Below are 11,449 nucleotides of genomic sequence, written 5' to 3' on the forward strand. Positions count from 1 at the left end.
GCGGCAGCAGGGTTAGCTTTCGCGCGAGATAACGAAGCGGGCGGCATCCCGCAAGGTTTCGGCGCGATCACCGTAAACATCAACTGCGGTACACGCCTGATCGACAAGGTCTGCGGCCCGGGATTTAGCAGCCTCCAACCCCAACAACGACACAAACGTCGCTTTGCCGGCATCGGCATCCTTGCGCAGGCGTTTGCCGGCTTTTTCAGCGTCACCTTCTTCATCCAAGATGTCGTCAGCGATCTGGAAAGCAAGGCCCAATGCCTGGGCGTATTGGCGCAGGGGCTCGGGTTCGGCCTGCGCCAGAACAGCCCCGGCGCAGGCCGACCACGTGATCAGCGCTCCGGTTTTGCCCGCTTGCAGGTGGGTGATCTGCTCCAACGTCAGCGGCGTGTCAGTGCTTTCAGCGGCAATATCCAATGCTTGCCCCAGCACCATGCCCTGGGCCCCGCTGGCCTGCGCAAGGCTCAATGCCAGATCGGCACGGACCTGAGCCGGGCCGCAGTCGGGATGGGCCGCCAGCTCAAAGGCCAGCGTCTGCAACGCATCCCCGGCCAAAACGGCGGTGGTTTCGTCGAATGCAACGTGCACCGTCGGGCGCCCCCGCCGCAGGTCGTCATCATCCATACAAGGCAGATCGTCATGCACCAAAGAATAGGCGTGCAACGCTTCGATGGCGCAGGCGGGCCAGATGGCGGTGGCTGGCGCCACGTCATGCAGCCGCGCGCTTTCCAATACCAGAAAACCGCGCAGGCGTTTTCCCCCGGTGGTGGCATAGGCCATGGCGCGGGTCACCGGAAGGTCATCGAGCCGGTTGAAAACAGTATCAAAATGGGTGACAATCAGCCCCCCGTCTTCGGTCAGCCTTTGGGCGAACATTCACATGCCTTCGACAGGAGTCGTGCCCGTAGCGGTGCCGTCGCCATCCAGCGTGATTGCGGCGACCTTTTCTTCAGCGCGCTTCAGTTCGTCTTCGCAGCGTTTCTTTAGCGCCGCACCGCGTTCGTAAAGGTTGATCGACGCATCCAGCGCGACGTCGCCACGCTCAAGCTGATCCACCACGGTTTCCAGCTCTTTCATGGCCTGTTCGAAGGTCATTTCGTTCACGGGCGTGTCGGTCATGTCGCGGCCTTTATCAGTTCTTCCACATGTGCCTTCGCCGAGGCAGCTAGCGCGGTCAGATCATATCCGCCTTCTAAAGTCGAGACCACGCGACCGTCACAAACCTCGTCGGCAATCTTGCACAATTCGGCGGTGATCCAGGCGAAATCTTCGGTGCTCCAGTTCAGCTGGGCCAGCGGATCGTCCTGATGTGCGTCGAACCCGGCTGAAATGATGATCAACTCGGGCCGGAAGCTGCGCAGGCGGGGGAATGCCTGATCGCGCCATGCACTGCGCATTTCGGCCCCACCGGTGTCGGGGCCCAACGGGATGTTCAGCACGTTGCCATGCACGCCGGTTTCATCGGCGCGCCCGGTGCCAGGCCAAAGTGGCATTTGCTGGCTGGTGATGGTCAACGCGCGGGCATCGTCCCACAACAAGTCTTGCGTGCCGTTGCCATGGTGCACGTCGAAATCGACCACGGCGACGCGGGACAGGCCGTGATGATCCAACGCGTGTTTCGCCGCGAGCGCCGCATTACCAAACAGACAAAAGCCCATGGCGGTGTCGGTTTCCGCGTGGTGCCCCGGTGGGCGAATTGCGCAGAACGCATTCGGGGCTTCGCCGCCCAGCACCATATCGACGGCTTTCACGCAGGCCCCGGCGGCGCGGAACGCCGCATCCAGTGAGCCGGGCGAAGTAAAGGTATCGCCATCGATCTGGTAATATCCATCCGCTGGCAGGGTGCGGCGCAGTTCCTCAAGATGGGATTTCGGGTGGACACGCAGGATGTCATCCTCGGCGGCCAAGGGCGCGGTCACGCGGGTCAGATCCAAAGGCTCCAACGCGTGCAGGACGTGCTCCAACCTGGCAACCCGCTCGGGGTGGCCGGTGGGCGTGACATGGGACAGGCAGTCGGCGTGTGTCAGAAGAGCTGTTTTCATGATCTGCACGCTAGCAATGCCGGATCGGGGCGGCAACCGAATCCCGTACATTACACGCAATCGCGACTTGACCCGGCGCGGGTTGGCCGCAGGATAAGGGAAGATGCTTTTTACAGGAGATCCATGATGCCATTGACCCGCCGCCGGTTACTTGCTGGATCTGCCGCAATCCCATTTTTGGGGACTGTGCCTGGACAAGCCGCAACCCCTGCCGAAATCCTGACGGCGCAGGCCGCACTCGTGCAGATCGCGCCGCCAGAGTATCCGAAAACCGGCGTCTGGGCCTATGACGACCAGGTTCCGGGGCGGACGCTCCGGTATCGTCAAGGGGACATGGTTGATGTGCGGTTGATGAACGGGCTGGATCAGCCGACGACCGTCCATTGGCACGGTCTTCGCCTGCCAAATGCAATGGACGGGGTGCCCGGGATGACTCAGCCTCCCGTCGCGGCGGGCTCATCCTTTGATTATCGGTTCGAGGCCCGCGATGCGGGGACGTTCTGGTATCACCCGCATTCCAATTCTCTTGAACAGGTGTCGCGCGGGTTGGCCGGGGTTTTGATCATAGATGAACCCGATCACCCGGACGTGGATGCAGATGAGGTGATCGTGCTGGATGACTGGCGGATGACCGAAGAAGCGCAAATTCACGACTCGTTCGACAACCGGCATGACTTGTCGCATGCGGGTCGACTGGGCAATTACATCACCGTGAACGGACGATCCGAAGCCGTCTATGACGTTGAATCCGGACAGCGGCTGCGGTTGCGGTTGATCAACACGGCCACGGCCCGGATCTTTGATTTGCGGGTGCGCGGATTGCGGGCGTGGATTGTGGCTTTGGACGGGATGCCCCTGCCCGCTCCAGTCGAAACGACCGAGGTCGTCATTGCCCCCGCCCAGCGCGTCGACCTGTTTGTTGATGTGATTGCAGAGGCCGGCGAAGAAGCCATTTTGGGATCGGTTGAACGGGACGGAACATATGCTTTGGCAGGGTTCAGGGTGTCAGGATCTTCTGCAGCGGCAAGGCCGGCACCCGTTGCCTTGCCACCCAACACACTCCCCGAGGTCCGGCTGGACAGCGCCCGAACTGTACCCTTGCGCATGGAAGGCGGCGCGATGCGCGGGCTGCCTGACGGCGCCGTTTGGAAAGGCAACCGCATGGATATGCGGGAATTGGCGATGATGGACCAGTTCTGGGCTTTCAACGGGATGGCGGGCATGACTGACGAGCCGCTGGTCGATGCCGGTCTGGGCGAAACCGTGCGCATCCCGATAACCAATGACACCGCGTTTCCGCACGCCATGCATCTGCACGGCATGCACTTTCGCGAAGTCCGTGCCGACGGTACGTTCGGGCCATGGCGCGACACGCTTCTGGTCAATTCCGGACAGACCCGCGAGATCGCGTTTGTCGCCGAGAACCCCGGTAGCTGGATGTTCCATTGCCACATGCTGTCGCATCAGATGGCTGGAATGATGAATTGGATCCGCGTGACCTGATTGGGTTCAGGATCAGCTGGCCGATTGTCAACGAAGACCGCACTGCCTGACATCACGGTCAGACATGAATACTCTCTCGTTTTGGACTGGCCTGCACGCAGCCTGCGCATTCCTCCAGTGAATCATAAAACCTTACCGTGTTTTTTGCTAGCCATTATGCAATCCATGATTGACTGCACCTCCCTTTGCGGGAAAGCTTTGTTCCAGTTTCATTGAAAACGAAATTTGAGGCCAAGAATGTCAGATCGGACCCCATCAAGTTCTCGCCGCCAATTTCTTACAATGGCATCAAGTGCTGCGTTGATTGCTGGCGCGCCCTGGCCTGCGCGGGCGAATGTGACGCCGCAAAGCGCCTATGAGCTTGCACCGCCTGATGCCCCCGTTGCCAAAGTACGGATCTACCCGGCGCTCGGGATCAGTCGGGTCGGTGGATCTGAGAAATGGTTCTATGCACCCGAGGTGCCGGGACTGCCCGCAGACCCCGGCCAAGGAGGCTTCAAAGACGGGCTTGAAAAGATCAAGAAGCAGGTTCAACGCTTCCGGGTATACGCCTTTGACGCCGACAACCGGGTGATCGGCGAGGTCACTGGCCAGGGCATCACCTGGGGCGTACATTTGGCCAACACCAAGGCCGGTTGGTATGGGTTTAACAACGCCCTCGACAATGGCGACTTGGCCCCCGGATTGCCGTCTCAGAAACGCAACCAGTACTTTGTCACTGACGCCGACCGTGAAGAAAACCTGATGATCGACGGCAGGCTTCTTGAGATATCCGGCCCTGGTGTCAATGCCGACGGGACAGAGGCCGCTTACACCTTCGAAGGCACGTTCTGGGGAGGGCAGCCAGATGCGATCTCGGTCGGCCTTGGGCAACTGCGTACCGACGACGCGGGCCGCCTGATGGTGGTGCCGCCAGACGGCGTGTCCAACTCGCCCAGCGACGCCGCGATTACCAGCTTTGCCGACAACAATGCCTGGCACGACGATTGGTGCGATGGCCCGGTCACAGCGTCGGTGGAGATTGGGGGGAAGGTCTTTGAGGCCGAACCTTCCTGGGTCGCCTGCGTGGGGCCGAACTTTGCACCCGAAATTCCGCCGATCACCACGCTTTACGACGTGATCCAGGACATGAATGTTGAACATGGATGGACCCAGCCGCCCGAACTGCCGCTGTCGTTCATGACATACATTTATCCGACGTTCCGCCGGGTTGCCTTGATGGCGTGGGTCACCCAAGCCGCCAACCTTCGACAGGGCTGGATGGCAATCGGCGATCTGAGAGACCCTGATTATGTGGCCCAGCTGGCCGACCCCGATCCCGGCAATGCAGAGTTCAGACAACAGATATTTGCACTGTTCCGTGACCCCTACAATCTAAGCGATACGGCCTATCTCGAGGAACGGCTCAAAATCCCTTACATGCTGGGCGACGGGGTGAACTATGACGGCAGCCCACTGCAGTGGTTCCAGTTCCCGAAACTGCAATATAGCTATCTTGAGGCCTGGGCCGCTGGTGATTTCGTCAATGACTACGAAGGCGCAGTCGCCGAAGACGTAGTCACGGACTTCGGGGCTTTCGAAGACATCCCGCTGGAATTGCAACCGGGCGCGCTGACTCAAGCCGCATTGGAGCCGTGTTCGGGGGGCGCGTTCCATCCAGGGGTCGAATTGACCTATTATCTGCGCCTCAAGGAAATGTATGCCCGCAACATGGATCCCGAAGCTGAGCCCTTCCGGATCGCCCATGGGGATCGCCCGAACCTGAACCAGAACCTGGGTCGTCTTTTGACACCCGAAGTTGCGTTTGACGGGTTCGACGGGACACCGCCACCGATTGGCCCGCAGATGGCGGGGGATCTGACGCGCTGGATGGGACTGCCCTGGCAATGCGATGCCTTCAGCTGCCAGCAGGTTCTGATGCAACAGAATTATCCGACGGCAGTTTGGTGGCCCGCCCTGCTGCCCATCGATGTGCTGCCAGAGGCCTATTACGCCGCTGGCATGGATGACACGCTGTCAGAGGAAGAGCGCGCGAAGTTCTTTGCCAACCGGGTAAGCTGGTCGCGTGGCGTGGCCGGGATCGGTTATCATGCAAATGGCAGCTATTGGGACGGGATCACCAACATGATCACGCTATGGCAACGCATGGGATTTGTCGTCCGGATGCCCTCGCCCGGCGGCGATGTCTTCGTGGAGCGTGGCCATGCCGACAACATGGAGACGCGGTTCAGTTGGACCCCCGACCAGGGAATGCTGCCGAATTGACCCACGACGTTGCCGTTCTGGGCGGTGGGATCGCGGGCGCGACGGCGGCCCTGCGCCTGGCGCAGGCCGGAGCGTCGCCTCTCTGGATATCACGTAACCCGCGCACAGGTTTCAAACCCGGCGAGCATCTCAGCGCAGCGGCCCTCCCGCTTCTCAAGGTGCTTGGGTCCGACGCCTTGCTGCGGGCAGAAGTCCATCGCCATGCCCATAGCACCTATTCCGCATGGGGCAGCGCGCTCTTGACTGAACGCAACGCGATTGTTCAGCTTGAAGGCCCACCGACAGTTCTGGATCGCATCAGCTTTGAAAAAGCCCTTTCAACGCAGGCCATCGCTGCGGGCGCTGAGCGGATCGAGCGCGATGTGGTGGATGTCCGGATCACGGGGCAAACCTGGGAACTGAAGCTTGAAGACACGATACAAAAAGCGCGGTTTCTGTTTGATGCCACAGGACGCAAGGCTATCGTTGCATCGAAATTCGCGCCTCGGTTTCAGGCTGATCGGCTGACTTGCCAATTTGCAATTTTCAAATGCCCGGAAAAAAGCACACCCAGACCCGTTACCCTGATCGAAGCCGAAGAGCGTGGTTGGTGGTATTTGTCCGTCCTGGCAGACCGGCGGGTGGTGGTAAATTTTTATACCGATGCGGATTTGCACGGCTTTGCAAATCCAAAACTGGATCGCAATGCACGCCAATCCAAGACCATATCCGCTTTTCTGTCAGATTACGGCTATGAAATATGCAGCGAAGTTAAGCGCATCGCCTGCAATAGCACCTGGTTGGCGCCTGCCATCGGGCCGGGTTGGGTGGCGATTGGCGATGCCTCTGCGGCCTTTGATCCGTTGTCCTCGCACGGGATAACCACCGCGCTGTGGTCCGCCATCCAGGCCGCCGACGCGTTCCTCGCCCAAGACCGCCAGAAGATGCAGGCCTATGCCGACGGCGTGGCACAGGGCGTGCAGACCTATCTGGACGCAAGATCACGGATCTATGGCCAGGAACAGCGCTGGAAAAACAGCCCCTTCTGGGCGCGGCGCGCCGCGGTGGCATAAATCGCTTCACAAGAGTCGCTCCGAGAATTCGGAACGACAATGACCTGCCCCAAAGGCGCTCTCATTCATTACAAGAGTTTGTGGGATCACAGTAGTCCGTGGCGCACCACTTTTTTGTACCGTGGCCCTCGATACCAGACATTCGCCGCAATCGAACCCACTAACTTCCCAGCGATGTACGCGGCGTGGCAGAAAACGAATGCTTGGAACTTCACCGAGTTCTGACCCAGACGTGATTGGCCGGAAGTGGCGCATCCGTGGCAGAGTTGGATCAAACTTCTAAGGCGTCAGACCGGTCCTTCACCCGCTGAACCCATATGATTCAGATTGCACGCGAAAGGCTTGAACATGCTCGTGGCCCTCCTCTCTCGTTCGCGGCGTGTTCTTGTTGCGAGCCTGGTCATTATATCGATTGGGTTGGTTAGTGCCGCGCGCGCGCAGGACGCGCGCGCTCTACCCGACTACGTCATCGCGGAATTTGGATCACCGCCGCCTGTGCCTCAAGGCCCGCTCTCCGATGGGCTTCAGTCGGCAGTGCAGGCTGCGTTTGTTGACGGCATGGCGGATCGGTCTTGGGGCGACGAACAGACGCGCGCGTTGCGTTCGATTGCGGAATCGGGCGACCCTCGACTCGCTTGGCCGATTAGCGACCTGATGCGCTTTGCCGCCAATCCGCAACTTAACTCGATCCTCGCAACGGCGGCGTCAGACCTGCTCGGCATCGACGTGCCACTTCAAAACGCCTGGGCCGTTGTCACCGATCGTCTTGTCGCTTGGGATGTTCCTGCGCCCCCCGACTACTTGCCCGTCAAACGCGCGATCTTCACCAGCATCATACCAGGATGGGAGCGGATCTTCGTCGAAGGCGATATCGACTGGCGCCTCGTTTCCTGGGGAGGTGTGCTGATCGATGATCGCCCCTTTGACACAACCGATGAGCCCTGCAATTGCATCCCAGCCGCTGACAATCCCGACGTCACGAGCGCGGAAGACGCCAGTTGGCTTAGGGACGAGGACATCGTTTTTGGTGTCGAGGTGAATGGAGAATACCGTGCCTATCCGCGCCGAATCATGGAGGTGCGGGAGATGGTCAATGACACACTCGGCGGGCGCAATCTGGGCATCCCTTACTGTACGCTTTGCGGCGCGGCACAGGCCTATTTCACCGACAAGCTCCCCGAGGGTGTGAAACGCCCGGTCCTGCGGACCTCGGGTCTGCTCAGCCGCTCCAATAAGGTGATGTTCGACCTCGAAACCTATTCGGTCTTCGACACGTTTCTCGGGATCGCTGTCACGGGGCCTCTCGCCACGAGGGGTGTGCGGCTCAAGCAAGCGACAGTCGTTACCACCGATTGGGGCACCTGGAAACGCAGCCACCCTGAAACCACCGTGCTGGTCGAAGCGCTGGCTCTCGGCCGGGATCACGATTTCCGAAACACGCGCGACGCCAACGGCCCAATCTTTCCGGTAGGCGATGTCGATCCGCGTCTACCTGTGCACGAAGACGTTATCGGTGCGATCACTGCGTCCGGCAAACCCATTGCCTTTCAGCGTAGCAAAGCCTTCCTCGCGTTGAAAAATGGCGAAGAGATCGCATACGAAAATATTCGCTTGGTACTTGACGCTGGCGGCGTCCGAGCCGTCAATGAAAGCGGCACCGATCTCGGCAGCCATCAAGCCTTCTGGTTCGCCTGGTCGCAGTTTTACCCCGGAACGGAGGTGTGGCCACAGTAGGGCGGCTTGCCTGCCGCTCAGCGGCCCAGTATGCAAACTCGAGTTCAAAGCATCCAGATTGCGCGTGCGGTAAACCCAGCCAAGCCATTTCCTCAACCATGGCACGCGACTCAGTCCTGCCTTTAGCAACAGGGACTGCCAATGCAGCCCAGCTTCACCAGATCAGCTATTCGTGCATTGTGCAGCCTTTTCGAAAGGCGAACGACCGGAACGCGGACTTTCCAGACCTTTACGGTGATCAATCGGTAATCCCCCCTTCTTAATGGTGTCCAGCCGTAGAACTCAGGTGGCTGTTTTCAATTTCATTGTGGGTGTGATGCCGCCGATGCCCCTGTTGGGTCATTTTGTCGTAAGTCCAGAGCCATTCAGTTGCCTGGTCTTGTACCTCCTGTATGATTTCAAAGATGGATTGGCCCAGCCATTCGCCACGAACGGTGCGAGTGTATCGTTCGATATAGGCATTCTGTTGGGGCTTGCCCGGCTGGATGTATTCAAGCCGGATGTTGCGCTTGTCGGCCCATTCCATAAGCGTGCCACTGACATATTCAGGCCCATTATCGGCACGTATCGCTTGCGGCCGTCCACGCCATTCAATGCACAAAATCAGCGTTTTGCGTATTTTCCTCGGACTTTTCCTTCCCCAAAGGGAAATTGCGGAAGCCGAGACTCACACCTTCATGTCGCATGACGTCAATCGCGCGAGCCCTTGCCTCTGGAGTGGCCTCACTCAATGCCACCGGGATAGCCTAAGGCAGCAAAGCTCAGGTTCGTTGATGTGAATTGTCCACATGCTGGATCCACTACCTGATCCGCGATGTGACGAATTGCGACCACGTGCTCATCAACGCGCGGCGCCTTTTCAAGAGATCTGAGCGCGCATATGGTCATCCAAATAACAACAAATCATACCACTCAAGAAATGAGTACAGGCATCATCGAAAGAAACTCAAGACAACCGACTAAGCAGGTTAAATTCAACGATAGAAAGAGAAAAGGCCGCCCAAGGCGGCCAGATCAAATCGTAGAAAATGTGGTAGTGGCGGAGACGAAGTCCGTATAATCAGCGTTTAGATGAGTGTGCCATCGTTCACCCCTGCTCACAATACAACAATAAAACCAATAAGATAAGCTTGCACACCCTCATTGACGTTCGCACGGGTTCGCCCTAAATCAGGAAAATGTGTGGGAACAAGTGTGGGAACGATATGGCTCTCAGTGCTCAAAAGGTTAAGGCGGCTAAGCCGGGGCGGCATGGTGATGGGCGCGGGCTTTTCCTGTATGTAAAACCCTCCGGCGCGCGCTCTTGGGTATTGCGCTATCAGGTTCAAGGACGGCGGCGTGATCTGGGCCTTGGACCGTATCCAGACGTGAGCCTCGCCATGGCCCGGGAGCGTGCGTCTGAGGCGCGGCGGCTCATTGTTATGGGTGATGACCCGATCACCAAGAAACAGCAAGCCAAGCCCAAAACGTTCAGAGACGCCGCGCTTGAGTTGATTGAAAGCAAGCGCCCCGGCTGGAAAAATGCCAAGCACGCTGCACAATGGACATCAACCCTCGAAGCATATGCCTTTCCGAAGCTGGGTGAAATGCAGGTGGCAAAGATCGAGACGGCGGATGTGATCGCGGCGCTAAAACCGATCTGGGCAAAGAAACCCGAAACCGCTAACCGTGTGCGCCAGCGGATCGAAGCGGTTGTAGACTACGCTTCGGCGTTAGGCATAAGGGCGGGCGACAACCCGGCTCGGTGGCGCGGGCATTTGGATAATCTCCTGCCGAAGCCGACCAAGATGCGGGCGGTCAAACATCACCCGGCCCTGCCCCACGCGGAGATCGCGGCTTTCATGGCAACGCTTGAGCAGCGGTCCGGTGTTGCTGCCCGCGCATTGGCGTACACCATCTTAACGGCGGCGCGGTCGGGCGAGACGCGCGGCATGACTTGGGCCGAAATTGATCTGGAGGCAGGAATTTGGACCATCCCCGCCCAACGTATGAAGGCGGGCAAAGAGCACCGCGTTCCACTGACTGATGCGGCCATCGCTTTGCTTGGAAACATGCGCGACGCGGATTCTCTTGTTTTTGAAAGTGAAGCCAAGAAGGGTAAGCCGATTTCCGACATGACCATGACGGCGGTTCTTCGACGCATGGGGCGCAACGACATCACGGTTCATGGCTTTCGCTCCACTTTCCGTGATTGGGCGGGCGAAACAACCGGATTCCCCCGCGAGGTGATCGAAGCAGCGTTGGCGCATGGGATAAAGGATAAGGCCGAGGCTGCCTATGCTCGTTCGGATTTGTTCGATAAACGACGCAATCTGTTGGAGGCTTGGTCGGCAAAAGCCATAGGATTCAGACCCATTTGTTAGGTTGCCGTTATCCAGGCTACGTGATTCAAACCGCTGGTTTTAAGAGGATGTATCATCAGCAACTTATTCTGGCTGACTGACGTGCAGATGGATCATCTTCTGCCGTACTTCCCGAATAGCCACGGTAAGCCGAGAGCCAACGATCCACAACCCGGCCGTTGATTGCAAATCAAACCAATGAGAGGGGGCGTGTGCTAAGCGGGATTGTGTTTATCAATTGTAAGGGGTTGCGGTGGTCTGATGTCTCTCGTGAGTATAGGCCACCAAAGAGCTTGTACAACCGCTGGAAGTGGTGGCGCGACATGGGGGTGTTTGCTCGGATTATGGCCGTGACGGTACGCGCCAGGATGGGAGCCGACGATGTTCTGGAAGCGCTTTATCCGCTGCTCCTGAGGCACGGCACCCCAGAGTACATCCGATCTGACAACGTCCTATGTCGGGAAGATCTGGCCATTTAGGTCAGCTGGTCTTGGGGCATTCGAGGGAT

General features: G+C 58.7%; 8 protein-coding genes and 2 pseudogenes. 6 read left to right on the top strand and 4 right to left on the bottom strand.

The annotated features are described in order from the left end of the window. Positions 1–12: 12 nt before the first annotated feature. From FOY56_RS20155 to FOY56_RS20165, 3 genes are read right to left on the bottom strand one after another with little or no spacing between them, the layout of a single operon-like run. Positions 13–879, bottom strand: a complete 867-nt coding sequence (locus FOY56_RS20155) for a polyprenyl synthetase family protein (protein ID WP_146347956.1) — start codon at positions 877–879, stop codon at positions 13–15. Continuing rightward, on the bottom strand, positions 880–1,122 hold the full coding sequence (locus tag FOY56_RS20160) for an exodeoxyribonuclease VII small subunit (protein WP_146347957.1): 243 nt from the start codon (positions 1,120–1,122) through the stop codon (positions 880–882). It lies immediately after the preceding gene. Beyond that, positions 1,119–2,045, bottom strand: coding sequence for a histone deacetylase family protein (locus FOY56_RS20165; protein WP_146347958.1), 927 nt, complete (start codon positions 2,043–2,045; stop codon positions 1,119–1,121). Before FOY56_RS20165 ends, FOY56_RS20160 begins: the two co-directional genes overlap by 4 nt. A 126-nt stretch (positions 2,046–2,171) precedes the next feature. Between FOY56_RS20165 and FOY56_RS20170 the strand changes: the two genes are divergently transcribed. From FOY56_RS20170 to FOY56_RS20185, 4 genes are all read left to right on the top strand, one after another. Further along, positions 2,172–3,548: a multicopper oxidase family protein gene (locus FOY56_RS20170; protein ID WP_146347959.1), complete on the top strand. Its 1,377-nt coding sequence runs from the start codon at positions 2,172–2,174 to the stop codon at positions 3,546–3,548. A 237-nt stretch (positions 3,549–3,785) separates the two neighbouring features. Next, positions 3,786–5,813 (top strand): CTQ-dependent glycine oxidase GoxA, encoded by a 2,028-nt coding sequence (gene goxA / locus FOY56_RS20175; protein WP_425468380.1) that lies wholly within the window; start codon positions 3,786–3,788, stop codon positions 5,811–5,813. Next, the gene (goxB, locus tag FOY56_RS20180) at positions 5,810–6,865 is read left to right on the top strand and encodes a glycine oxidase maturase GoxB (RefSeq protein WP_186766408.1); all 1,056 of its coding nucleotides are present in this window, start codon (positions 5,810–5,812) and stop codon (positions 6,863–6,865) included. Before goxA ends, goxB begins: the two co-directional genes overlap by 4 nt. Positions 6,866–7,213: 348 nt before the next feature. Then, complete coding sequence (locus FOY56_RS20185; protein ID WP_146347965.1) at positions 7,214–8,599, top strand: DUF3179 domain-containing (seleno)protein; 1,386 nt, start codon at positions 7,214–7,216, stop codon at positions 8,597–8,599. Between the two features lie 282 nt (positions 8,600–8,881). Here the strand turns inward: FOY56_RS20185 and FOY56_RS20190 are convergent. Then, a pseudogene (locus FOY56_RS20190) lies at positions 8,882–9,200 on the bottom strand (integrase core domain-containing protein); the annotation flags it as partial. A gap of 604 nt (positions 9,201–9,804) precedes the next feature. On the opposite strand from FOY56_RS20190, the gene FOY56_RS20195 reads away from it, so the two are divergent. Both FOY56_RS20195 and FOY56_RS20200 read left to right on the top strand, forming a co-directional pair. After that, complete coding sequence (locus FOY56_RS20195; protein WP_146347962.1) at positions 9,805–10,962, top strand: tyrosine-type recombinase/integrase; 1,158 nt, start codon at positions 9,805–9,807, stop codon at positions 10,960–10,962. Positions 10,963–11,016: 54 nt separating this feature from the next. Continuing rightward, a pseudogene (locus tag FOY56_RS20200) lies at positions 11,017–11,288 on the top strand (transposase); the annotation flags it as partial. Positions 11,289–11,449: the final 161 nt, after the last annotated feature.

It is taken from the genome of Falsiphaeobacter marinintestinus (genome assembly GCF_007923355.1).
GTDB lineage: Bacteria > Pseudomonadota > Alphaproteobacteria > Rhodobacterales > Rhodobacteraceae > Phaeobacter_A > Phaeobacter_A marinintestinus.